Origin of the sequence: Nocardia sp. 852002-51101_SCH5132738 (assembly GCF_001665695.1) — a bacterium.
Classification (GTDB): domain Bacteria; phylum Actinomycetota; class Actinomycetes; order Mycobacteriales; family Mycobacteriaceae; genus Nocardia; species Nocardia nova.
Map to the genome: position 1 here is coordinate 17,325 of NZ_LZML01000104.1, position 23,685 is coordinate 41,009.

The window sequence follows — 23,685 nt, forward strand, 5'->3', positions numbered from 1 at the left end:
CCCCGATTGCTCTCCAAAACGCCTGGTCAAAGCACCCATAAAGCACGAACGGCCAGTCCGGTGAGAACCGGCCGGCCGTTCGTCGCGGAGCGTCAGTCCGGATCGGCCAGCGTCACCTGCACGCCGCCCACCAGATCGGTGCACTGGTTGTAGATGAAGACACCCACCGTCGAGAGCGCGGTGAACAGCACCACGTTGATCAGGCCGATGACGGCCGCGTATCCGAATACGCTGCCGGCGTCGATGATCGTCGTCGCCGAGGAGTTGTTGTCGTTCACCATGTCGGTGAAGGTGCTGTTCAGGCGGTCCCACACACCCATGCCGGAGAGCACGATGTAGAGGAATCCGACGGCCAGCATCCACACGAAGAACATGGCGACGCTGATCACCAGCGAAACCTTCAACGTCGACCACGGGTCGATATGGCGCACCTGCACGGTCGCGCGCAACGGCTCACCGCTGGTCACCGCCTGGGCGACCGCCGCCTGCGCGGCCGGCGAGACGGTCGGCGCCGCGGTCTTCACCGCCATCGGAACCGACTGTGCCGCACCGGCGTCCGCCTGCGGCAGCGGATGCCGCAGATCCGACAGATCGGGCAGATCCTTGATCAGTTCCGGACGGGCGATGCTGCGGGTCGGTCCGTCGATGCCGACGGATTTCACCATCGCCGCTTCCTTGCGCGCCGCCTTGGCCGCGAGGTCGGTGGTGGTACGGGCGTTCTTAACCCCGCCGCCGAGTCCGGTCTGGGGGTTCGCCCGGCCCTGCACGGGAGCCTGGCCGGGGCGATTCAGATTCGACTGCGGCTCCCGCTGCGGCAGCTGCGACCAACCCTCCTCGAAGCGAGAACCACCACGACCCTCACCGGCCTCGGCGGCCTCCGGCGCCGCAGCGCCGGATTTCGCGGAATCGCCCTGCGACTCGGGGTTTGCGGACGAACTACCCGAGCCGTTGTCGGCCGACGACCCGGACCGCGGCGCCGGCCGCGGCGGAATCGGTGACGGTGCGATCCGCTCGGTCACACCGTTGGCGTGGTTTCGCTCGTCGTTCGGCTGATTCGGAGTGGTCAATGCAGAATCCTTCGATCCGTCGTGGCGCCGCTGCTTGTGGAGAAATTACCGCTTCCAGAACCTAACGCTAATCCGAGCCTCAGGCCTCTTCTTCCCCGGAAACCTGGTCGGGCTCATCGGCGTTACGCGCGATCGCGAGCAAGGTATCGCCCTCGCCGAGGTTCATCAAACGCACGCCCTTGGTCTGCCGGCCCGCCTTGCGTACCTGATTCGCCGCCGTCCGGATGACACCGCCGCCGGACGTGATGGCATAGAGCTCGTCATCGTTGTCGACGATGAGCGCTCCTACCAGACTGCCACGCTTCGGGTCGTACTGAATCGTCAACACACCTTTACCGCCGCGGCCCTGCGCGGTGTACTCCTCGATCGCGGTGCGCTTGGAGTATCCGCCCGCGGTCGCGACCAGCAGATAGGTGCCGTCTCGAACCACGTTGAGCGACAACAGCTCATCGTCGGCGTTGAAGCGCATACCCTGCACGCCCGAGGTGGCGCGGCCCATGGGACGCAGCACCTCGTCGTTGGCGGTGAACCGGATCGACTGTCCGTGCGCGGACACCAGCAGCAGATCGTCGTCGGCCGAACACAGTGCGGCGCCGACCAATTCGTCACCGTCGCGCAGGTTCACCGCGACGATGCCACCGGTGCGGTTGGAGTCGAAGTCGGTCAGTTTCGACTTCTTCACCAGGCCGTTGCGGGTGGCCAGCACCAGGTAGGGGGCGTCCTCGTAGGTCTTGATCCGGATGACCTGGGCGATCTTCTCCTCCGGCTGGAACGCCAGCAGGTTGGCCACGTGCTGGCCGCGCGCGGTGCGGTTGGCCTCGGGCAGCTCGTAGGCCTTGGCCCGGTAGACCCGGCCGAGGTTGGTGAAGAACAGCAGCCAGTCGTGGGTCGAGGTCACGAAGAAGTGCTTGACCAGATCGTCCTGCTTGAGGCCGGCGCCCTGCACGCCCTTGCCGCCGCGCTTCTGGCTGCGGTACAGGTCGGTCTTGGTGCGCTTGGCGTAGCCGGTCGCGGTGATGGTGACCACGACGTCCTCGCGAGCGATCAGATCCTCGTCGGCGACGTCACCGTCGGCCGCGACGATCTTGGTGCGGCGGTCGTCGCCGTACTTCTCGACGATTTCGGCCAGTTCGTCGCGCACGATGGCACGCTGACGTTCCGGCTTCTCCAGAATGTCCTTCAAATCGGCGATCTCGGCCTCGATGCGGGCCAATTCGTCGACGATCTTCTGCCGCTCCAGGGCCGACAGGCGCCGCAGCTGCATGTCGAGGATGGCGGTCGCCTGGATCTCGTCGATCTCGAGCAGTTCCATCAGGCCGGTGCGCGCGGTGTCGGTGTTGGCCGAACGCCGGATGAGGGCGATGACCTCGTCGAGCATGTCCAGCGCCTTGACCAGGCCGCGCAGGATGTGCGCCCGCTCCTCGGCCTTGCGCAGCAGGTAGCGGGTGCGCCGGACGATGACGTCCAACTGGTGATCGACGTAGAGCCGGATCATCTGGTCCAGCCGCAGCGTGCGCGGTACGCCGTCGACGATCGACAGCATGTTGGCGCCGAAGCTGGTCTGCAGCTGGGTGTGCTTGTAGAGGTTGTTCAGCACCACCTTCGCCACGGCATCGCGCTTGACCGTGACCACGATCCGCATGCCCGCGCGGTCGGAGGACTCGTCGTGGATATCGGAGATACCCGCGATCTTGCCGTCCTTGACCTGCTCGGCGATCGAGTTGATGAAGTTGTCGGTGTTGACCTGGTACGGGAGCTCGGTGATGACGATCGTGGTGCGACCCCGATTGTCCTCTTCGATCTCGACCACACCGCGCATCCGGATGGAGCCGCGACCGGTGGTGTAGGCGTCGTGGATGCCCTGGCTTCCGACGATCAGGCCGTAGGTCGGGAAGTCCGGTCCCTTGACGCGCTCCATGCACGCCGCGAGGGTGGTCTCCTCGTCGGCGTCGTAGTTGTCCAGCGCCCAGTAGATGGCATCCGCCAGCTCGTTCAGGTTGTGCGGCGGGATATTGGTCGCCATACCGACGGCGATGCCGTTGGACCCGTTCATCAACAGGTTCGGCACCCGGCTGGGGAGAACCACGGGCTCCTGGGAGCGGCCGTCGTAGTTCGGCGTGAAATCGACCGTCTCGTGATCGATCTCGCGGAGCAGTTCCATCGCCAGCGGGGTGAGCCGGCACTCGGTGTACCGCATGGCGGCGGCACCGTCGTTACCGCGGGAACCGAAGTTGCCCTGGCCGTCGACCAGCGGATACCGCAGCGACCACGGCTGCGCCATGCGCACGAGGGTGTCGTAGATCGAGGCGTCGCCGTGCGGGTGGTAGTTACCCATGGTCTCGGCGACCGGGCGCGCGGATTTCACGTAGCCGCGGTCGGGCCGGTAGCCGTTGTCGTACATCGCGTAGAGCACGCGCCGGTGCACCGGCTTGAGGCCGTCGCGCACATCCGGCAGCGCGCGGCCCACGATCACGCTCATCGCGTAATCGATGTAGCTGCTCTGCATTTCGTTCTGAATGTCGACCGGCTCGATCCGGTCGCCCGCACCACCGTTGGGCGGCAGCGTGGTCTCGGTCATGAAGTCTCCTTAGAGGGCCTGTGCATAGGGCTCGGCATGTGGACGGGCGCGCAGTGTGCTGCGCAGCGCCGGCTACACGTCGAGGAAGCGAACGTCCTTGGCATTGCGGGTGATGAAGCTGCGACGCGCCTCGACGTCCTCACCCATCAGCACGGAGAACAACTCGTCGGCCGCGGCCGCGTCGTCCAACGTCACCTGACGAAGCACCCGCACCGAGGGATCCATGGTGGTCTCCCACAGTTCCTTGGCGTTCATCTCGCCGAGACCCTTGTAGCGCTGGACACCGTCGTCCTTGTTGATCTTCTTGCCGGCGGCTAGACCGGCCTCCAGCAGACCGTCGCGCTCGCGGTCCGAGTAGGCGAATTCCGGCTCGGAGCGCTGCCACTTCAGCTTGTACAGCGGCGGCTGGGCGAGATACACGTGACCGTGCTCGACCAGCGGGCGCATGAAGCGGAACAGCAGGGTGAGCAGCAGCGTCGAGATGTGCTGGCCGTCGACGTCGGCGTCGGCCATCAGCACGATCTTGTGATACCGCAGCTTCGAGATGTCGAACTCGTCGTGGATACCGGTGCCGAAGGCGGTGATGATCGACTGGACCTCGTTGTTCTTGAGGACCTTGTCGATGCGCGCCTTCTCGACGTTGATGATCTTTCCGCGCAGCGGCAGGATCGCCTGGTACATCGAGTCGCGGCCGGATTTCGCCGAGCCACCGGCGGAGTCACCCTCGACGATGTAGATCTCGGACTTGCTCGGATCCTTGGACCGGCAGTCGGCCAGCTTGCCCGGCAATCCGCCCAGATCGGTCGCGCTCTTGCGCCGGACCAGCTCACGAGCCTTGCGGGCGGCGACGCGAGCCTGCGCCGAGGACACCGCCTTCTGCACGATCGTCTTGGCATCGGCCGGATTGGCCTCGAACCAGTGCGCCAGATGTTCGTTGCAGGTGCGCTGGACGAACGACTTCACCTCGGTGTTGCCGAGCTTCGTCTTGGTCTGTCCCTCGAACTGCGGCTCGCTGACCTTGACGCTCACGATGGCGGCCAGACCCTCGCGGATGTCGTCGCCGGTGAGGTTGCCGTCCTTCTCCTTGAGGAGCTTCTTGTCCTTGGCGTACTTGTTGACCACTGTGGTCAGCGCCGCGCGGAAGCCCTCTTCGTGCGTGCCACCCTCGTGGGTGTTGATGGTGTTGGCGAAGGTGTGGACGGATTCGGAGTAACCCGAATTCCACTGCATCGCGACCTCGAGTTCGTGGCCGGTGCCCTTGCTGGTGAATGAGACGACCGTGTTGTGGATCGGCTGCTTGGTGCGGTTGATGTGCTTGACGAAGTCCTCGAGGCCGCCCGGGTAGTGGTAGGTCCGGGTCTTGACCTTGTGCTCGGGCGCGGCCGCGCCTTCGTCGTGCTTGGGGGCCTCGGCGGTCTCACTGACCACCTCGTCGGTGACCTCGGCATCGCTCACCCGCTCGTCGGTGAGGGTGATGGTCAGGCCCTTGTTCAGGAAGGCCATCTCCTGCAGCCGGCGCGAGATCGTCTCGAAGTTGTAGGTCGTGGTCTCGAAGACGTCCGGATCCGCCCAGAAGCGCTGCGTGGTGCCGGTCCGGTCGGTGGGCTCACCCTTGACCAGCTTGCCGGGCTTGGCGTCCTTGTACTCCTGGCTCCAGTGGAAGCCGTCGCGGTCGATCTCGGTCACCATCCGGCTGGACAGCGCGTTCACCACCGAGATACCGACACCGTGCAGACCACCGGATACGGCGTAGGCGTCCGAGTCGAACTTGCCGCCGGCGTGCAGCTGGGTCATGACGACCTCGATGGTGGGCACGCCCGTCGCGTGCATCGCCACCGGGATACCGCGGCCGTCGTCGACGACCTCGACGCCGCCGTCGGCCAGCAGGGTCACGTCGACTCGGCTGGCGTAGCCGGCCATCGCCTCGTCGACGGAGTTGTCCACAACCTCCCAGATCAGGTGGTGCAGACCGCGCTCACCGGTGGAACCGATGTACATACCGGGGCGTTTGCGGACCGCCTCGAGTCCCTCGAGAACGGTGATGTTGGAGGCACCGTAGTCCTTGTTGCCCGCTTTCGCCTTGGACGAGCCGCTTGCGTTGGAGTCGTTGGCAGCCACTGCTCGGTAGCTCTCCTTACTTGCTGATCCCTCGATGCGACGTCGGACAACACACACAGCCCGAGCCCCGTATGGCCTCTGCTCGAGATTTCGAACTGCTCGAGAATTACGGGTCCTCGCGCGTGCTGCACGGAACGCGCCGAAGGTATCGCCGCTAGTTACTCTTCCATCCTACTGGTACCCCCGGCACAGGATGCACCTATGACACCCCTGAGAGCGTCGTGAGTGCGTGAAATCGGTCGCCGCCGGGTCCGGTTATGGGCGAACCCGCTCCCGTGAGCCTCAGCGAAAGCGACGGGCACTCGGATCCCGCGGCGCGAAGTTACGCCGATGTGGTTCGGCCGGCCGCCGGACTGCGCACCGGTTCCACGTGAAACTCGGCGCCCGCGGATCAGCCGTAGGTGTCGCGCGGACCCCGCCCCTTGATATGACGCTCACCCTTGCGCCAACTCGGCGCGGCGGGACCGCTGATCTTCAGCGAGGTGACCACGCCCTGACCGACCGCGGCATTGATCTTCGCCAGTAGCTGCGACTGCAGCATTCGCAACTGAGTGGCCCAGGCGGTGGATTCGGCCTGGATACTCAGCACGCCGTCGGTGAGCGATACCGGGTCGGCGTGTGCCGCGATGTCGTCGCCGACCACGGCCGACCACCGGCCGAAAACCATTCCCTCGGCGACCTTTCCGGACCACCCGCGACTCCTGGCGAGCGATCCGGCCAGTGCGGACAGCAGCTGCGGATCCCGGTCGTCGGGCCGCGCACCGGACCAGCCGGAACGCCGGCGGAGTGCTCGAACCCCGCCCTTACGCGGTGAGGCGCGCCCCTGGCCGACCGCCTTACCGCTGGCGCGAGCCGCGGCGCGCGCCTCCTCCAGGGCACGACGAGCCAGGTCGACACCACGCAGTTCCGGTTCGGGGCCGGTGGACGGCGGGGAGCCGTCTTCGCGCCCGGGGTCTGCGGCCACCTTCGACTCCTTTCCGGTCACTACGTTGCGGCAAGGCTAGCCGCTGGGTCCGACAGCTTCAGCCGATGTGCCGGCCTTCGGCGCTCTCGTCCGCGAGGGTCTCGTCCGCGAGGGTCGGCGGCTCGACGATGCGCGAGGTCCGCCCGTCCGCGACGCCGTCGGTCTCGACCCGGACCGGATTCGCCTCGAGTTCCGGCGGCACGTCCTCGGGCACCGCGGCCGTGATCAGCACCTGTTCGGCCCCGGCGGCCACCGCGGCCAACGCGGTGCGACGACGCCGGTCCAATTCCGCGAAGACATCGTCGAGCAGCAGGACCGGATCGGTACCCGCGCTGCGAAGCAGTTCGAAGGCGCCCAGCCGGAGGGCCAGCGCGAACGACCACGATTCCCCGTGGCTGGCAAAGCCTTTCGCGGGTGCCGAACCGAGCATCAGATCCAGATCGTCGCGATGCGGGCCGACCAGGCAGACCCCGCGCTCGAGTTCCTTGCCGCGCGCGGATGCCAACTCGCTCAACATATTCGCCTCCAGCGCCTCGACATCGTCGGACTGTGGAGAACGGTGTGGATCGAGGAACTCCTCGGGCAGCGCGGAACTGCGGTAGCGGATGGCCGCGGTCCGCGATTCCGGGGCGATGGACCGGTAGGCCTGCTCGAGATAGGGGTGCAGTTCGTGCACCAGCCGCAGCCGCTGCGCCAGCAGTTCGGCGCCGTGCGCGGCCAGATGCCCGTCCCAGACGTCGAGGGTGCTCAGTTCGGCCGGCGCGCCCGAGCGCGAACGCGCCTGTCGCCCCGCTGTTTTCAGCAGCGCGGAGCGTTGCCGCAGCACACGGTCGTAATCCGAGCGCACCGCCGCCAGCCGCGGCAGCCGGGCAGTGGCCAGTTCGTCCAGGAAACGGCGTCGTTCGGACGGGTCGCCGCGGACCAGCGCCAGATCCTCCGGCGCGAACAGCACGGTCTGGAGGATCCCGAGGATCTCGCGCGTGCGGCGGACCGGTGACCGATTGATCTGAGCGCGATTGGCGGCGCCCTGGTTCAACTCCACATCGATGCGCAGTTCGCGGCCACCGTTGACGACGGTGGCGCCGATCCGAGATCGCTGCTGCCCCAACCTGATCAGCGGGGCATCGCCGGCAACCCGGTGGGAACCGAGTGTGGACAGATAACCTACGGCCTCGACGAGATTGGTCTTACCGTTGCCGTTGGCCCCCAGGAAAACGGTTCTGCCTGTGGGTAATTCGAGGTCGGCATGCTCCCAGGAGCGGAAATCGCGCAGCGTGAGCGTTCGAATGTGCATAGATGAACCCGCCGTCACCAGGCACTTTGTGACGGACGGGTCGAAATGCACACGCGCCCGGGGTTTTTCACAGGTTTATCAACATCTCCACAGGTCGGGTTGAACGAGTGCCGCCTCGCCGGTCGTATCGTGGCCGGCGAGGCGGGGAGGATCGGAGCCGAATCGATCAGCCGGGCAAACGAACCGGCATCAGCAGGTAGATGTAGTTGCTCGACAGCGCCGCGAACGCACCGGACTCCGAAAGCTCCGGCTCGTCGTCGGTGGTCGGGCACATCACCGCGGGGCGGCTGGGTGTGGTGAAACCGAAGGTCACCCGGTCCGAATGCAGCGCCGACAGGCCGTCGTTGAGGTAACTGGGGTTGAACGCGATGGTCAACGGCTCACCGCGGAACTCGGCATCCAGCCACTCCTCGGCGCGACCGGCGTCGTCACCTCCGGCGGACAGCTGCAGGCCCTGGTCGGAGAATTCGAGCCGCACCTGGGCGCCGCGCTCGGCGACCAGGGCCACACGTTTGATGGCCTCGATCAGTGCGCTCACCTGCAGGGTCGCGATCGAGGTGTGCTCCTTGGGGAGCAATTGGCGGAACTTGGGGAATTCCGCGTCGAGCAGTCGCGTGGTGGTCCGGCGGCCGCCGTTGACGATCCCCAGCAGTCCGTCGGTCCCGGTGCCGAAGGCCAGCTGGACGGGCGCGTCGGAGGCTCCGAGCGTCTTCGCCGATTCCGACAGCGTGCGAGCCGGGACCAGGACCGCAGTCTCCACATCCGGGCGACCGGGCTGCCACTCCAGATGCCGCACCGCCAGGCGGAAGCGGTCGGTGGCTGCCAGAACCACCTGGGAGCCCTCGATTTCGACGCGGATGCCGGTCAGCATCGGCAGCGTGTCGTCGCGGCCGGCGGCGACGGCCACCTGGCCCACGGCCTCGGAGAACAGATCCACACCCAGTTCGCCGGTCTGCGGCGGCAGTTCGGGCAACTGGGGATAGTCCTCGACCGGCATGGTCGGTAGCGAGAACTTGGCGCTGCCACACGCGATCAGCACCCGGGTGCCGTCGACCGAGACGTCGACCGGCTTGTTGGACAGCGCCTTGGTGATGTCGGCCAGCAGGCGACCGGAGACCAGCACCTGTCCCGGGCCGGCCACCTCGGCGGCGACGCGCATCTGCGCGGAGACCTCGTAGTCGAATCCGGAGACCGTGAGACCGTCCTCGTCGGCCACCAGCAGCACACCGCCCAGGACGGGCACGGGCGGGCGAGACGGCAGGCTACGGGCCACCCAGGCGACGGATTCCGCGAAATCCTCGCGAGCGACCCGAAACTTCATACTTGCAAGCTCCATCGCTCGGTATGTCCTCTCCCAGTCTCGATCGGTCGTGATCTGTTCGACGCCGTGGTGATCAGCGTGGTTCATACAACAGCGTGGTTCGCGCGGCAATGCGGTCGAAACGACTCGCCCGTACGCACCGCAGTGTGGCACAGGCGACCGACATCAAACCGTACCCGCGCATGCGGGCGATGACTACGTCACCCCCTCGCCCGGTGCGTCGTCCGCCGGGATGGGCCGGACGCGTTCCGCTCCCTGCTTCGTTCGGTTGTGGAGTGCCACGAATCGATCCGTCCGCCTCCGAGCCGAGTTTCCACACACCCTGTTTTCAAGAAGAAATCTAAAGAAGAAGAACTGAAGTAGTAGTAGGCACTGTGGATTCTGTGGACGCGGCCCGTCCGCCCAGCTCAGGTGGCGTGGCGGCGTGGGGATGTCCGGCGGGTGACTCGAGGATGAACAGTGGGCCGCTGTGGAGGCCGCGAAACTGTTCAACTTCCATCCTCGAGCCATCCTCGAGTTCTTCCATGGCCCGAGACCTGTTGTACACACGTGTGTGCCGATCGGTGCACTACCGGGGGATTCCTCGAGGACCTGACAGGGAGTCCTCGAGGAATCCACATGCCGATTCGGCCGTCTTCGCAGTTCGGACCCCGTGGACGAATTCGGCTGTGGGAACTGTGGACCGAGGGCTGTGAGCGAATGCGTGCACAGCCCCGCGCATCGACTGTGCGCAACCTCGAGGACAAACCTGGGATTCCTCGAGGAATCCACAAGGACTCCTCGAGGAATCCACAACACGAAAAAGCCGATCCACCCAGGTCAACCGGGTGGATCGGCTTGTGTAGCGATTCAGCGCGAGCGCTGTTTGATTCGGGCTGTGAGTTCTTGGACCTGGTCGTAGACCCGGCGGCGCTCGGTCATCTCCTTGCGCACTTTCTTCTCCGCGTACATGACCGTCGTGTGGTCGCGACCGAAGGCCTGACCGATCTTCGGTAGCGACAGGTCGGTCAGTTCCCGGCACAGGTACATCGCGATCTGGCGAGCCTGGGCCAGCGGCCGAGCCTTACCCGGACCGGTCAGCTCCTCCAGCGTGGTGTTGAAGTATTCCGCGGTCACGGCCATGATCGTCGACGCCGTGATCTCGATCGTGGTGGTGTCCGGCATCAGATCGCGCAGGACGACCTCGGCCAGCGACAGATCCAGCGGCTGTCCGTTGAGGGAGGCGAAGGCCGTTACCCGGATCAACGCGCCCTCGAGTTCACGGATGTTGCGCTCGACCCGGCTGGCAATCAGTTCCAGCACGTCGTGCGGCACATCGAGGCGGTCCATCCGCGCCTTCTTGCGCAGAATCGCGATCCGGGTCTCCAGCTCCGGCGGCTGCACGTCGGTGATCAGGCCCCATTCGAACCGGGTACGCAGTCGCTCCTCGAGCGTCGCCAGTTGCTTCGGTGGCCGATCGGAGGACACGACGATCTGCTTGTTCGCGTTGTGCAGGGTGTTGAAGGTGTGGAAGAACTCCTCCTGGATACCTTCCTTGCCCTCGATGAACTGGATGTCGTCCACCAGCAGGATGTCGGTCTCGCGGTAGCGCCGCTTGAACGCCACCTTCCGGTCGTCGCGCAGACTGTTGATGAAGTCGTTGGTGAATTCCTCGGTCGAGACGTACTTGACGCGCATCCCAGGGAACAGCCGCTGGGCGTAATGCCCGGCCGCGTGCAGCAGATGCGTCTTTCCCAGACCGGAAGCCCCCCAGACGAACAGCGGGTTGTACGCACGGGCCGGCGCCTCGGCGATCGCGACCGCCGCCGCGTGGGCGAATCGGTTCGAGGCGCCGATGACGAAGGTCTCGAAGGTGTATTTGGCGTTCAGGCTGGCCGAGGAGTTCGCGGGGGCGGGCGGCGGCGGTTCCGGCGACTTCGTGAAATACGTCGGCCAGGAATTGCGCGCGCTCACCACCGGTTCGTCGGCCTCTTCGGCCGCGCCCGGCCGCTGACCGACCTCCGGCTCCGGCGCGAACAGCGACTCCTGTCCGGGATGGCCGCCCGGCCGGGGCAGCTCGGGATCGTGACGCAATGGTTCGGTCTCCCGCCGCAACGCCTCCTGGGGATGCAGTTCGTGGTCGCGGCGCAGGGTGTCCGCCTCACGCCGCAGCGAATCCGGACCGTGCAGGCCGTCCCGGCCGGGCAGGCTGTCCGGGTCCCGCCGCAGGACGTCGGCTTCGCGGCGGAGTACGTCCGGGTCGTGGCGGAAGGCTTCGGCTTCCCGGCGCAGATCGTCGGGATCGCGACGCAGACTTTCCGGATGCCGGACCAGCGCTTCGTCGTGCAGATGCGCTTCCGGGTCCCGGCGCAGCGGGGAGGACGGTCCGAGGCTGTCCGGCAATTCCCCGGCCATCGGCGCGGACGGATATTCACCCTGGGGATAGGCGGTCCGGGCCTGGTAGTCGGCTGGGGAAAGATAGCGTGGGGTGGGGAAATCGTCGGCGTCGGGATACTGCGGTGGCGCCGGGAAGCCGACCGGTTCACGGGGCTTGTCGCGCATCCGCTCCGGACGCGACGTCAGGCGAGCATGTCGGGCGCCGGCGCCGGGGCGGTCCGGCGGCGGATTGGCCGGCGCGGCGATCCGGACGCCCAGACCCTCGACCTGCGGGCCCAGCCGACGGGCCAGCGACCGCAGAATCGGTTCGCGCAGATCGCGTTCGATGGCCTCCTGGGCCAGGGAAGAAGGCACCGAGAGCAGGGCAAAGCCTTGTGCGACCGTCAGCGGCTTGACCAAGCCGAGCCACGCCTTCTGGGCGTTGGTCACCGGCGGAATGGCTCCGTCGGTGGAGCCGGCGGTGAGCTCGGCGACCACTTCGGGCCAGACCGCGGTCAACACGTTCTGCTCGTCGTCCACGTATTATTTCCTCCCCGGAGCAAGTCGACAGGAGCTCCAACGGTCGGCGACCACTGACAAGCCTGGCCGTCAGCCATACGAATATGCCACTCCAGGGGTCTTTCCACACAATTATCCACAGATGTGGAGAACTCGGATGATACGTGGCTCGCTGCGACAACCCCCCGGTCAGCGCCTGGACCCGCGCTTCTACAGCTATCTTCTAGCTATGAATCGTAGTGGGTCCGCGGTGGCTGTGACAAGGGCGGTTCACGACCGCGCCGTCCGCACGGCGCGTCGCGGCCGTTCGGTGCGTCGCGCGGAGCGAACGGATATCGTCGACCCGGAAAGCAGTGGCGGGCGTCTCATGGGGGACCCCGAGTTTGACCCTCTCCTGGCTGATCAGTACCCTCGTACAGTCACCCGTTGACGCGGTGTTGGCTGCCTGCTGCCCGGTCGAATCGTCGATCCAGCGGGACCACCACGCAATGGGCGTTGTGCCGATGAAGACCAGTTTTCATCGCGACCACATACGTTTCACCGAACAGCTTCGGGCGCCGCCTGGCGCCCACCAACTCGAGGAGTGTTGACCGTGGCCAAGGGCAAGCGGACGTTCCAGCCGAACAACCGTCGTCGTGCGCGGGTCCACGGCTTCCGACTCCGGATGCGTACCCGTGCCGGGCGCGCGATCGTGTCGGCGCGCCGTCGCAAGGGCCGCGCCTCTCTGACGGCCTGATCGCACGGCATCGGCATCGCCGCCATGCCTGACTCGTCGATCGTCTCGCTGCTTCCGTTCACCCGTTACGTGGTCGGACACTCGGGTGTTGCCTGAGCCGTACCGGCTGCATCATCGTGCCGACTTCTCCCGGACGGTGCGACGTGGCCGACGAGTCGGGAGACGGGACATCGTCGTGCATGTGGTGATGCCGTCGGCGTCGGAGGAACCGAGATCCGACGATGCCGTGAGGTCCGACGATGCGGCGGCTAGGCCGCTCGCACGCTTCGGTGGTCCTCGTTTCGGATTGATCGTCAGCAAGGCGGTGGGCACCGCGGTGGTTCGACACCGCGTCGCCCGCCGCCTGCGTCATATCTGCGCCGGGGTCGTCGCAGATCTACCGGCGGAGGCCGATGTCGTGATCCGCGCCCTCCCGGGTGCCGCGGTGGCGACCTCGGCGGAGCTGGATCAGCAGTTGCGGTCCGCGCTGCGGAAAATGTCGTTCGATCTCTCCGCCGCGCGGGTGGCTTCGAGTGATGCGTCATGAACCGCCTACGCGTAGTGACGCGGCTTCCGGCGAATCTCTTGATCTTTCTGATCGAGCTGTACCGGACGTACGTCTCCCCCACCCGCATGCCGGTATGCCGATTCACCCCGACCTGTAGCGAGTACGCGGTGACGGCTCTGCGTACGCGCGGGCTGTTCGTAGGTCTCGGATTGACGGCCGTGCGTCTGGCCAAATGTGCGCCCTGGCACCCTGGTGGGTGGGACCCGGTTCCGGAACGGAAACGGGCTGCTGCCGAAGCGGCTCACGAGACGAGTCGGGCCCACGACGAGGCGGCCGAACACAAGTCTTGTAAAGGGTCGCCGCGCGCGGTGACCGGCGACACGACCGACGGGAGTACATAGAGCCGTGCTCGACTTCATCTATTACCCGGTGTCCTGGATCCTTTGGTTCTGGCACCGGATCTTCGGGTTCGTCTTCGGACTCGGAGATTTCGACAAGGGCGCCAGCAACGGGTTCGCCTGGGCGCTGGCAGTGGTGTTCCTGGTGTTCACCCTGCGCCTGGTGCTGTACAAGCCCTTCGTCAAACAGGTGCGCACCACGCGGCAGATGCAGGAACTGCAGCCGCAGATCAAGGAACTGCAGCGCAAATACAAGAACGACCGCCAGAAGATGGCCGTCGAGATGCAGAAGCTGCAGAAGGAGCACGGCTTCAACCCGCTGATGGGCTGTCTGCCGGTGCTGGCTCAGGTGCCGGTGTTCATCGGTCTGTACCACGTGCTGCGGTCCTTCAACCGCACCGGTAGTGGTATCGGCCAGCTGCACATGACGCCCGAGCAGAACGCGATGACGCCGAACTACGTGTTCAGCGCGCACGATGTGCAGTCGTTCCTGAGTGCCCGCATCTTCGGTGCGCCGATCTCCGCCGCGATCACCTCGCCCAAGGCAACCCTGGACGCGTACGCCGATTACGGCGGCATTCCGCACGTGTGGAATATGGTCGTCGTCGCGGTGCCGCTGATGATCATCGCCGGCCTCGCAACCCACTTCAACGCCCGCGCCTCGGTGGCACGCCAGAGTGCGGAGGCGGCGGCGAATCCCCAAGCCGCGCTGATGAACAAACTGGCGCTGTGGGTGTTCCCGCTCGGTGTCGTCGTCGGTGGCCCCTTCCTGCCCATCGCGATCCTGCTCTACTGGGTGGCCAACAACATCTGGACCTACGGGCAGCAGCATCTGGTCTTCGGGCGTATCGATAAGGAAGAGCAGCAGAAGAAGGAAGAGGCGATCGAGCGGAAGGCGCAGAACGCCCCGAAGCCCGGCGCCAAGCCGACCGCCAAGAAGAAGTCCGGGGCCGCCGAGCCGTCGGCCGCCGACGGGGACAAGCCCGCGGCCGCGACGAACGGCACCTCCGCCTCCACGACGTCGGAGTCCACCACTCCGACTTCTTCGGCCAAGGCAGGTTCGGCCTCCGGCAAGTCGGGCTCGTCCGGTAAGTCACCCGGGCCGGGTAATCGCAAGCGGTCCGGCAACAGAGGTCGGGCGAATCAGAAGCGACGTCGCTAGCGGATCCGGATACGACGGAAGATTCAGATTGAAGGAAACGACATATGACTGTTGAGACCGATGGAGGGGACGCCACTGTGGCCCTCGGTGTGCAGGATGATGCGTCAGCGGTAGACGACCGCGATGAGGCGACGACCGAGCCGGATACGACCGATGCCGAAGAGGCGTTGATCGAAGAGGGCGAGATCGCGGGCGACTATCTGGAGCAGCTGCTGGACGTTCTCGACTTCGACGGCGATATCGATCTGGATGTCGAGGGCGACCGGGCGGTCGTCAGCATCGACGGCGGGCGGGACCTGTCGAAGCTCGTCGGTCGGCGCGGCGAGGTTCTGGACGCGTTGCAGGAGTTGACCCGACTGGCCGTGCAACAGGCGACCGGTGTGCGCAGCCGCCTGATGCTCGATGTGGCCGGCTGGCGGGCGAAGCGTCGCGAGGAACTCAGCGCGCTCGGAACCGATGCGGCGCGGCGGGTGGCGGAATCGGGCAAGCCCGAATCGCTGGCCCCGATGACTCCGTTCGAGCGCAAGATCGTCCACGATGCGGTGGCGGCCGTGGACGGTGCCGCTAGTGAGAGTGAAGGTGTCGAACCCAACCGGCACGTGGTCGTGATCCCGGCCTGAGAAATTGGATGGGTAAGGTAGGGCCCCCGGTTCATCGAACCGGGGGCCCTACTCTTTGTGATGAGTTGCGTGTGATGGATTTCGACGGTCCGGAAGGATGTTTCACGTGGAACGAGGCGCGGGTGCCACTCCTCAGCACTCCCCCGGCGGTGACTCCGTCGATCTGACGCCGCCCGCGGTGGCGGCCGAGGTATTCGGCGATCGTCTTCCGCTGGCCGAGCAGTACTGCGCCGCGCTGGCGACCGCGGGCGTCGAACGCGGTCTGATCGGTCCGCGGGAGGTGCCGCGGCTCTGGGACCGCCACATCCTCAACTGTGCGGTGCTGGGCGAGTTGATTCCTCTCGGAGCTTCCGTCGTCGACATCGGCAGTGGCGCCGGACTTCCGGGAATTCCACTCGCCATCGCGCGTCCGGATCTGCGCATCACACTCGTCGAGCCGTTGCTGCGGCGCACCAAGTTCCTGGCAGAGTTCGTCGAATCGGCGGGGCTCGAGATCACCGTGGTGCGTGGTCGCGCCGAACAGCCGGACGTTCGAAAGGAAGCGGGCGGTGCGGATTACGTGACTTCCCGTGCGGTCGCTCCCCTCGGGAAATTGGCCAAGTGGTCCCTGCCGCTGGTTCGAGAGCGCGGCCATATGTTGGCGCTCAAGGGATCCAGCGTCGCCGAGGAACTCGAGCGGGATCAGGTTGAACTGGCGCGCGCGGGTGCGGGCCACGCGAAGATTCTCGAATGTGGTGTGGGCATCGTGTCGCCGCCGACCGTCGTGCTCAGTGTCGAGCGTGTGCCCCGCGCGGAGAAGCGGGCGAACAAGGAAGCGAGTCGACGCGCCCGGCGCGCACAGTAACTTTCGTTGTTTCACATGAAACAACGCCCCGCGAGGCCGCTCGGGACGGTCGCAGCGAGTCATTCCGTGCGTGTCGGATAGTGATTGCCGCGGTTCAACTTCCGTATTCTGGCCGGTGCTGGCAAGCTAGTTGTCGTCGAGCGTGAGCGCGCGGTTTCGCGGTTCCCGGCAGCTCCGCGTTCTGCTTGTTCGAGCCATGCGGCGCCGGTGCTGCCTGGGCACGTGTCTGAAGTTCTCGGGGTTAGGAGCCTGTATGTCGAACCGTCCGGCGAATGTTTCACGGGAAACAACATCCCGGGTGCCCGGAATGCTGGACAGCGGCGGCCTCGAGGGAGATGAATTCGCCAAGACCGCATTCGGAAACATCTCCGCCGCTGAAACTCCGATCGCGGCCGAAGCGCATCGCGCCAGCCAGGTCCTGCACCCCGGCTCCCTCAACATCCCCAAGCCGCGCGAACAACGCATCATCACCATCGCCAATCAGAAGGGTGGCGTCGGTAAGACGACGACGGCCGTGAATCTCGCTGCCGCGCTGGCACTGCAGGGGATGACGGTGCTCGTCATCGATCTCGATCCCCAAGGCAATGCCAGCACCGCGCTCGGCGTGGAGCACCACTCCGGCGTGCCGTCGAGCTACGAACTGCTGATCGGTGAGATCTCGGTGCAGGACGCGATCCAGCGGAGCCCGCACAACGAACGCCTACTGTGCATTCCGGCGACGATCGACCTCGCCGGCGCCGAAATCGAATTGGTTTCCATGGTCGCCCGTGAAGGCCGATTGAAAGCGGCCATTCAAGAAGCCAACCTGGCGGGCTACGACATCGACTACGTGATGATCGACTGCCCGCCTTCTCTCGGCCTGCTGACCGTCAACGCGATGGTGGCGGCCAAGGAAGTGATGATCCCGATCCAGTGCGAGTACTACGCGCTGGAGGGCGTCGGCCAGCTGCTGCGCAATATCGGTCTGGTGCAGGCACATCTGAATCCGGAGCTGCACGTCTCGACCGTCGTTCTCACCATGTACGACGGCCGGACCAAACTCGCCGACCAGGTTGCCGAAGAGGTCCGCGGCCACTTCGGTGACGCGGTGCTGCGCTCGGTGATTCCGCGCAGCGTCAAGGTTTCCGAGGCGCCGGGCTACGGCATGACCGTGCTCGATTACGATCCTGGTTCCCGCGGCGCGATGAGTTATCTCGACGCGGGGCGGGAGATCGCGGCCCGCTCGGCCGTCATCCAGAGCCGAGTGTCGCCGGGCCAGGAAGGCGCGTCGGTCGGTACGGCTGGTGCAGCACAGGAAAGGGGTCGGTAGGCCGATGAGTCAGGCGAAGAAGGGTGGCTTGGGGCGCGGGCTAGCCGCGTTGATTCCGACCGGTCCGGCCGATGTGCAGGGACTCGGAAGCGCGGCAGCCAATGCGGTGATCGGACTCGATCCGATCGGGCCGCATCCCGCGTCGGCCTATCTGCATCGGGTGCCCGATGCGGCCGAGGAGTCGAGCGCCGGTGCGGTGTACCGGGAGATTCCGCCGGATCAGATCGAGCGCAATCCGAAGCAGCCGCGGCAGGTCTTCGAAGAGGATGCGCTCGCCGAACTCGTCCATTCGGTGCGGGAATTCGGTCTGATGCAGCCGATCGTGGTGCGGGTGCTGGAGTCCTCCCCCACTCCGCGTTATCAGCTGGTGATGGGTGAACGGCGATGGCGAGCCTGCCAGGAAGCCGGTCTGGAGACCATCCCGGCGATCGTGCGGGAGACCACCGACGACGCCATGTTGCGCGATGCGCTGCTGGAGAACATCCACCGGGTGCAGCTGAATCCGCTCGAAGAGGCGGCGGCCTATCAGCAGCTGCTGGAGGAGTTCGGCGTCACCCACGAAGAACTGGCGAACCGAATCGGCCGATCCCGACCGGTCGTCACGAATATGATTCGCCTACTGAAGTTGCCGATTCCGGTGCAGCGACGAGTCGCGGCCGGCGTGCTCTCCGCCGGACATGCTCGCGCGCTGCTCGGGTTGGAAGCGGGCGCCGAGGCGCAGGAGCGGTTGGCCGAACGCATCGTCGCCGAGGGGTTGTCGGTTCGTGCGACCGAGGAGGCCGTCACTCTCGCGAACCGCTACCCCGAAGAAGAAGCGAAGCCGACCCCCAAGCGGCGGCAGATCTACGCACCGGGGTTGGACAAGGTTGCCGAGCGATTGGCCAATTCGTTCGACACCAGGGTCACGGTGAGTATGGGCAAGAAGAAGGGCAAGATCGTCGTCGAGTTCGGTTCGGTCGACGATTTGGAGCGCATTGTCGGGCTGATGGAGCAACAACAGCTCTGACGAGACAGAACCCTGGGGTTCGGCGAGAAACGTCACTGTGACACCGCTGTTTTTCGCGCCGATCCGAATGTGCCGCGATCGATAAGGGATGGGAAATGAGGCGTTCGCTTTGATCGCATATTCTTGCTGGCGAGAAGATGTTGATGCGGCGTGAGCATAGATGAATCGGAAAGCTGGAGGCTGAGCAGAGCGGTGTCGACCAGCGTGACCGCACTAACCCTCGGCGGACTGGACAAACTTCCCGCACATGCGCGTCGATGCGTGTTCTGGGAGATCGACCCTGCCGTGGCGGCAGACTCTCGTGAATTCAGCGATCCCGTCTTCGAAAAGGAGGCGTGGTTGTCGACGGTCATGCTCGAATGGGGGTCCTGCGGGCAGATCGCGTTGGTCGATGGCCAGCCGGCCGGATGTGCGCTGTATTCGCCGCCGAGTGTGGTGCCGCGCGCGGCGTTGTTCCCCACCTCCCCCGTGAGCCCGGATGCGGTCCTGCTGACCACGCTGCGGGCCGAACCGCCGCACAACGATGGAGATATTGCCCATCGGCTGATTCAGGCCGTAGTCGGCGATCTGATGCGCCGAGGTGTGCGAGCGATCGAGGCCTTCGGAATTCGCACCGATCCGGCCGCGACCGCGCTGCCGGCGCGCGGAGTGCGATCCATGTTCTTCATGGAGCGCATCGACTCGCCGGGCCACGGCATCGCCTCGGCCCCGCGGCCGAAGGCCAACAGGGCCTGCTCTCCCGAGAGCTGCATGATCGACGCGGATTTCCTCGAGGACGTCGGATTCTCGGTGGTGGCGCAGCACCATCGTTTTCCGCGACTGCGGTTGGAACTCGACAGCGATCATCTGTGGAAGGAAGACGTCGAGCGCGCCCTGGACCAGCTGCTGGCCGCCGCCGCGATGCAGGCCCAACCGAGCGTTCCCTGCCACTGACCGAAAAAGAAGGCGCCCCCGGAATCGGATTCCGGGGGCGCCCTCTTGCGGTATGCGGGAACTACATCCGGTCGGCCGCGGCCAATTCCTCCGCCAACAGCTCGGCGAATGTATAAGTGCCGGTGGGCTGATCGTCCTGGCCGAGCAGATACAACCGCTTGACCGAGATCAGAATGGCTTCCGCGATCACATCGCGCATCCGGGGATTGGTCAGCACCGAGGCGTCGTATTCATTTGTCAGGTAGCCGATATCGACCTGTACGGTCGGCATCTTCGTCAGACGCAGCAGGTCCCAGGTGCGGGCGTGGGTGCGGCAGTCCTGCAACGAGGTTCGTGCCACGATTTCGCGCTGGATGAATCCCGCCAGCACCTGGCCGATCATCGATACCGAACCGTGCGAATTCCCGAAGTGGAAACTGGCTACGCCGCCCGCGGACGAACTGAGATTCGCCGCACAGCGCAGCGAGATCATCAGATCCGCGTCGAAGGTGTTGGAGGTCTCGGCGCGCTCGGCGTCGGTCGGGTTGGCGCCCCACGGGCGGGACAGGAACGTCTCCATGCCGGTGGCGGCCATCCGGCCCTCGAGGCGGCTCGCCAGATCCCAGAGGATCTCGGACTCGTACACGTCGCCGAATTCCGTCGGCACGGCCAAACCCTTGTCCTCGCCGCCCATTCCGGGGTCGATGACGATGCGCTTTCCGGTCAGCTGCGGGCCGGCCCGGTGGACGACCTCTTCCTCGGCGATGCGATGCGGATTGCCGCCGGTGACCCGCGCTCCGAGCAGTTCCAGCGAGCGCAGGGTGTCCGGACCGCAGATGCCGTCCGCGGACAGGCCGATCTCGCGCTGGAAGGCCGTGAGCGCATCGTGGGTATGCGGGCCGAAGTAGCCGTCGATGCGATGGACGTAGAAGCCCAGATCCTGCAGGCGCCGCTGCAGGGTGGCGACATCGTCGCCGTACAGCGGTGCCGAGAGCTGATAGATCAGGGTCCGGGCGCCGAGGCGGTAGGACGCCTCCTTCAGCGCGCGATAGGTCGCGGGCCCGACGACGCCGTCGACCAGCAGGCCTCGCTGCTGCTGGAAAGCGCGTACGGCCGAATCGAGTTCACGATCGAAGACGGCGTCGGAATCCTTCCAGTACTCCCCCTGCCCACCGGACCGGTCGGTCCCGTGCGGGTGTGGATGGAATCCGAGACTTGCCAGGTTGCTCCGGACCTCAGCGACGGCTGGACCAGTATCGCCGTGACGAAGTCGGTGCATGCGTGAGAGCCCTTTCCTTCCGCCAACCCGGGTACCCACTTATGCGATGGCACACACCCTCGCACGACCGGAGCGTCGGTCGATTGTCTCAGACCCGAGCCGTATTTCGGCAATTCTCCGGGTGCCGAAATAGTACACAGCCATCGGGTCCCGGAGTGCCCCCTGGTTCGAACCGCATCGGGGCCCCGGGCCGGACACGCTCGCGACGTGCGGTAACCCGGGGCCTCGAACGGGACGACTCAGATGATGCCCTCGAGTTCGCGCAGCAGGGCGGCCTTACCCTTGGCACCCACGATGCGCTTGGCTTCCTTGCCACCGGTGAACAGGATCATCGTCGGCAATGCCATCACACCGTAGTCACGGGAGCTCGTGGGGTTGGCGTCGGCATCGACCTTCGCGACGGTCAGCTTGTCACCGTGCGCCGCGGCGATCTCCTCCAGCACCGGGGCGACCATCTTGCACGGACCGCACCAGGAGGCCCAGAAGTCGACGAGCACCGGCTTGTCGCTACCGAGCACATCCTGTTCGAACGTGGCGTCGGTGACGGTCTTGGTGGCTGTTTCGGACATGCGGAACTCCTAGCGGTGTGCGATGACGCGATATTCGAAAGGCTTCGGGGGTGGATTAGCCGGCGGTGACTTCCACCGGGTTGCCGGCGTGATCGAGCGTGTTGCTGGTGATGTCGCCCTTCTCGGCGAGCCAGCGCTCGGCGTCGATCGCCGAACGGCAGCCGGTGCCGGCGGCCGTAATGGCCTGGCGGTAGGTGTGATCGACCAGATCGCCGGCCGCGAAGACGCCGTCCGCCGAGGTCGCGGTGCCGGGCTCGCGTACCTTCACGTAGCCCTCGGCATCGAGATCGACCTGGCCGCGGACCAATTCGCTGCGCGGGTCGTGGCCGATCGCCACGAACAGGCCGGTGGCCGCCAGCTCGGAGGTTTCGCCGGTCTTGGTGTCGCGCAGGGTGAGACTGGTCACGGCGGTGTCGCCGTGCACCTCGACCACCTCGGAGTTCAGCCGGAAGCGGATCTTCTCGTTCGCCTTCGCGCGCTCGAGCATGATGCGGGAGGCGCGGAATTCCTCGCGGCGATGCACGATGGTCACGCTGGAGGCGAATTTGGTGAGGAAGGTCGCTTCCTCCATCGCGGAATCGCCACCGCCGACCACGACGATGTCCTGGCCCTTGAAGAAGAAGCCGTCACAGGTCGCGCAGGCGCTGACCCCGCGGCCCAGCAGCTCCTGCTCCCCCGGCACGCCGAGGTAGCGGGCCGCCGAGCCCATGGCCAGGATGATCGCGTAGGACTGATAGACCTCGCCGCCGACCGTGACCGACTTGATCGGGCCGGAGAGATCGATCGCCTCGACATCCTCGGTACGGATATCCGCGCCGAAGCGCTTGGCCTGCTCACGCATCTCTTCCATGAGATCGGGGCCCATGATGCCGTCGCGGAAGCCGGGGAAGTTCTCCACCTCGGTCGTCGTCATCAGCGCACCACCGAACTGGGTGCCCTCGAACAGCAAAGGTTCGAGCTCGGCCCGGGCAGCGTAGACCGCGGCGGTGTAGCCGGCGGGGCCGGAGCCGACAATGATCAGATCGCGTACAGGCGTGCTCATGATGCCCTTCCGAAGTGTGTTCAACAGGCGTGTCGGTCAACAACAGGGTAAACGTAGATGTTCCCGCCGCCGACCGGCTGTGGCCGAGGCCGCGCGCTGTCAGCCGATATCACGCATATCGAGGATCTGCGGATCCGCTGGGCTGCAACCGGTCCGCACGACCAGTGCAGTGATCTTTGGTGGACGCGGGCCGGTGAGCAGAATCAACACGGCCGATTCACCGCGATATGTGACATTCGTCGAGCCGAGCACCGTGCGGTCCGGGACCGCGGCCTTCACACACCCGGCCATCGCGCCGGGGCCCGACAGCGGGCCGGTGACGTCGTTGCGGCCCATGGCACTGAGTACGGCCGCGGAGGACAGCTCGTCGTCGAGGGCGACGCTGGTGCCGTGTTCGGCGGGCAGTGCGTTCGGCCTCACCGTGCGATCGGTCGCCGCGTCGACCGCGACCAGGGTTCCGGCGATGACGGCCACCGCCGCCGCGGCCGCGGTGAACCAGCGCAATCGCTTCGTGCGGTGACCCTCCAGAGAAATCGGCTCGTCCGGTGACGCCGTGCCCGGGACGTCGGCGTCCGGCGGCAGCGGCTCCTCGGGAACCGGCTCCGGCGGTATCGCGTCGAGAGCCGGCATCGGACGGGTCGCGGGTGGCTCACCGTCCGAGCCGTCACGGTGGAGCTGATGGACGGTGGCGACCGGTTGCGGTTGCTCGCCGCGGGACAACTGGTCCAGCAGCGCGTCCAGCCGGGCCGCGACCTCGGTCGGTATCGGGTGCAGGATGCGATCGTCCAGGCTCAGCGCGCGTAATTCGGCGCTCACGCCGTCGAGCGAGTGCAGAAAACGGACGGCGTCGGGGTCCCGGCGAACTTGTGGCCACAACAGCTCGGCCTGCTCCGGAGGGACGTTGTCGGCGTGCAACTCGGCCAGCAGATCGGTGGAGAACGGAGGGCGCGGCACGGAACGGGCTGCCATCACACCTCCTGTGTCCACTTCGTCGCCCCACACCCCGGAACGGCGTCGCCGCGCGGCGAATTCGCCCTTGTCGTCCATCGCCTCTCCGGGTCCGGCCTCATGATGTAGCGCCTGTCATCGCAGCGATGCGGAGGCA

General features: G+C 66.0%; 20 protein-coding genes. 9 read left to right on the forward strand and 11 right to left on the reverse strand.

What is annotated here, in order from left to right:
* Window positions 1-92 precede the first annotated feature (92 nt).
* The 7 genes from A5789_RS14270 to dnaA all read right to left on the reverse strand — a co-directional run bounded on the left by A5789_RS14270 (window position 93) and on the right by dnaA (window position 12,237).
* Window positions 93-1,067, reverse strand: a complete 975-nt coding sequence (locus A5789_RS14270) for a DUF3566 domain-containing protein (protein ID WP_063015274.1) — start codon at window positions 1,065-1,067, stop codon at window positions 93-95.
* Between the two features lie 79 nt (window positions 1,068-1,146).
* Window positions 1,147-3,645 carry a DNA gyrase subunit A gene (gene gyrA, locus A5789_RS14275; protein WP_063015273.1) on the reverse strand — a complete coding sequence of 833 codons (2,499 nt, stop codon included), beginning with the start codon at window positions 3,643-3,645 and terminating at the stop codon, window positions 1,147-1,149.
* A gap of 72 nt (window positions 3,646-3,717) precedes the next feature.
* On the reverse strand, window positions 3,718-5,763 hold the full coding sequence (gyrB, locus tag A5789_RS14280) for a DNA topoisomerase (ATP-hydrolyzing) subunit B (protein ID WP_063015272.1): 2,046 nt from the start codon (window positions 5,761-5,763) through the stop codon (window positions 3,718-3,720).
* 391 nt (window positions 5,764-6,154) lie between these two features.
* Entirely contained in the window at window positions 6,155-6,727 is a 573-nt protein-coding gene (locus tag A5789_RS14285) for a DUF721 family protein (protein ID WP_064902030.1), read from the reverse strand.
* A 58-nt stretch (window positions 6,728-6,785) separates the two neighbouring features.
* Window positions 6,786-8,021: a DNA replication/repair protein RecF gene (gene recF / locus A5789_RS14290; protein ID WP_064902018.1), complete on the reverse strand. Its 1,236-nt coding sequence runs from the start codon at window positions 8,019-8,021 to the stop codon at window positions 6,786-6,788.
* Window positions 8,022-8,187: 166 nt separating this feature from the next.
* The gene (dnaN, locus tag A5789_RS14295; protein ID WP_064902029.1) at window positions 8,188-9,357 is read right to left on the reverse strand and encodes a DNA polymerase III subunit beta; all 1,170 of its coding nucleotides are present in this window, start codon (window positions 9,355-9,357) and stop codon (window positions 8,188-8,190) included.
* 834 nt (window positions 9,358-10,191) lie between these two features.
* Window positions 10,192-12,237 carry a chromosomal replication initiator protein DnaA gene (dnaA, locus tag A5789_RS14300; RefSeq protein ID WP_064902017.1) on the reverse strand — a complete coding sequence of 682 codons (2,046 nt, stop codon included), beginning with the start codon at window positions 12,235-12,237 and terminating at the stop codon, window positions 10,192-10,194.
* A gap of 571 nt (window positions 12,238-12,808) precedes the next feature.
* Here dnaA and rpmH point away from each other — a divergent pair.
* The 9 genes from rpmH to A5789_RS14340 all read left to right on the forward strand — a co-directional run bounded on the left by rpmH (window position 12,809) and on the right by A5789_RS14340 (window position 19,711).
* On the forward strand, window positions 12,809-12,952 hold the full coding sequence (gene rpmH, locus A5789_RS35615) for a 50S ribosomal protein L34 (protein WP_006550910.1): 144 nt from the start codon (window positions 12,809-12,811) through the stop codon (window positions 12,950-12,952).
* Between the two features lie 85 nt (window positions 12,953-13,037).
* Window positions 13,038-13,478 (forward strand): ribonuclease P protein component, encoded by a 441-nt coding sequence (rnpA, locus tag A5789_RS14310; RefSeq protein ID WP_082940710.1) that lies wholly within the window; start codon window positions 13,038-13,040, stop codon window positions 13,476-13,478.
* Window positions 13,475-13,840 carry a membrane protein insertion efficiency factor YidD gene (gene yidD, locus A5789_RS35620; RefSeq protein WP_081879322.1) on the forward strand — a complete coding sequence of 122 codons (366 nt, stop codon included), beginning with the start codon at window positions 13,475-13,477 and terminating at the stop codon, window positions 13,838-13,840. Before rnpA ends, yidD begins: the two co-directional genes overlap by 4 nt.
* Window positions 13,841-13,844: 4 nt before the next feature.
* Window positions 13,845-14,999, forward strand: a complete 1,155-nt coding sequence (yidC, locus tag A5789_RS14315) for a membrane protein insertase YidC (protein WP_063015269.1) — start codon at window positions 13,845-13,847, stop codon at window positions 14,997-14,999.
* 44 nt (window positions 15,000-15,043) lie between these two features.
* Window positions 15,044-15,619 carry a R3H domain-containing nucleic acid-binding protein gene (locus A5789_RS14320; protein WP_193615583.1) on the forward strand — a complete coding sequence of 192 codons (576 nt, stop codon included), beginning with the start codon at window positions 15,044-15,046 and terminating at the stop codon, window positions 15,617-15,619.
* A gap of 97 nt (window positions 15,620-15,716) precedes the next feature.
* Entirely contained in the window at window positions 15,717-16,463 is a 747-nt protein-coding gene (gene rsmG / locus A5789_RS14325) for a 16S rRNA (guanine(527)-N(7))-methyltransferase RsmG (RefSeq protein WP_082940711.1), read from the forward strand.
* A gap of 307 nt (window positions 16,464-16,770) precedes the next feature.
* A complete protein-coding gene (locus tag A5789_RS14330) occupies window positions 16,771-17,772 on the forward strand; it encodes a ParA family protein (protein ID WP_104366055.1) in 1,002 nt (333 codons plus the stop codon).
* A gap of 4 nt (window positions 17,773-17,776) precedes the next feature.
* On the forward strand, window positions 17,777-18,778 hold the full coding sequence (locus tag A5789_RS14335; protein ID WP_063015267.1) for a ParB/RepB/Spo0J family partition protein: 1,002 nt from the start codon (window positions 17,777-17,779) through the stop codon (window positions 18,776-18,778).
* 192 nt (window positions 18,779-18,970) lie between these two features.
* The gene (locus A5789_RS14340; protein WP_030514053.1) at window positions 18,971-19,711 is read left to right on the forward strand and encodes a hypothetical protein; all 741 of its coding nucleotides are present in this window, start codon (window positions 18,971-18,973) and stop codon (window positions 19,709-19,711) included.
* A gap of 61 nt (window positions 19,712-19,772) precedes the next feature.
* Here A5789_RS14340 and A5789_RS14345 read toward each other — a convergent pair whose 3' ends face one another.
* The 4 genes from A5789_RS14345 to A5789_RS14360 form a co-directional block, all read right to left on the reverse strand.
* Entirely contained in the window at window positions 19,773-20,969 is a 1,197-nt protein-coding gene (locus A5789_RS14345; protein WP_030514054.1) for an N-acetylmuramoyl-L-alanine amidase, read from the reverse strand.
* Window positions 20,970-21,208: 239 nt separating this feature from the next.
* Window positions 21,209-21,538, reverse strand: coding sequence for a thioredoxin (gene trxA / locus A5789_RS14350; protein ID WP_064906239.1), 330 nt, complete (start codon window positions 21,536-21,538; stop codon window positions 21,209-21,211).
* A 55-nt stretch (window positions 21,539-21,593) separates the two neighbouring features.
* A complete protein-coding gene (gene trxB, locus A5789_RS14355) occupies window positions 21,594-22,580 on the reverse strand; it encodes a thioredoxin-disulfide reductase (RefSeq protein ID WP_063017396.1) in 987 nt (328 codons plus the stop codon).
* A gap of 99 nt (window positions 22,581-22,679) precedes the next feature.
* The gene (locus tag A5789_RS14360; protein ID WP_155525866.1) at window positions 22,680-23,549 is read right to left on the reverse strand and encodes a hypothetical protein; all 870 of its coding nucleotides are present in this window, start codon (window positions 23,547-23,549) and stop codon (window positions 22,680-22,682) included.
* Between the last annotated feature and the right edge of the window lie 136 nt (window positions 23,550-23,685).

What these genes read in the sequence shown, in the direction of transcription:
- gyrA (WP_063015273.1), bottom strand. Translation starts at nt 3,645, where the DNA reads ATGACCGAGACCACGCTGCCGCCCAACGGTGGTGCGGGCGACCGGATC.
- recF (WP_064902018.1), bottom strand. Translation starts at nt 8,021, where the DNA reads ATGCACATTCGAACGCTCACGCTGCGCGATTTCCGCTCCTGGGAGCAT.
- dnaN (WP_064902029.1), bottom strand. Translation starts at nt 9,357, where the DNA reads ATGGAGCTTGCAAGTATGAAGTTTCGGGTCGCTCGCGAGGATTTCGCG.
- yidD (WP_081879322.1), top strand. Translation starts at nt 13,475, where the DNA reads ATGAACCGCCTACGCGTAGTGACGCGGCTTCCGGCGAATCTCTTGATC.
- A5789_RS14320 (WP_193615583.1), top strand. Translation starts at nt 15,044, where the DNA reads ATGACTGTTGAGACCGATGGAGGGGACGCCACTGTGGCCCTCGGTGTG.
- rsmG (WP_082940711.1), top strand. Translation starts at nt 15,717, where the DNA reads ATGTTTCACGTGGAACGAGGCGCGGGTGCCACTCCTCAGCACTCCCCC.
- A5789_RS14330 (WP_104366055.1), top strand. Translation starts at nt 16,771, where the DNA reads ATGCTGGACAGCGGCGGCCTCGAGGGAGATGAATTCGCCAAGACCGCA.
- A5789_RS14335 (WP_063015267.1), top strand. Translation starts at nt 17,777, where the DNA reads ATGAGTCAGGCGAAGAAGGGTGGCTTGGGGCGCGGGCTAGCCGCGTTG.
- A5789_RS14345 (WP_030514054.1), bottom strand. Translation starts at nt 20,969, where the DNA reads ATGCACCGACTTCGTCACGGCGATACTGGTCCAGCCGTCGCTGAGGTC.
- trxA (WP_064906239.1), bottom strand. Translation starts at nt 21,538, where the DNA reads ATGTCCGAAACAGCCACCAAGACCGTCACCGACGCCACGTTCGAACAG.
- trxB (WP_063017396.1), bottom strand. Translation starts at nt 22,580, where the DNA reads ATGAGCACGCCTGTACGCGATCTGATCATTGTCGGCTCCGGCCCCGCC.
- A5789_RS14360 (WP_155525866.1), bottom strand. Translation starts at nt 23,549, where the DNA reads ATGGCAGCCCGTTCCGTGCCGCGCCCTCCGTTCTCCACCGATCTGCTG.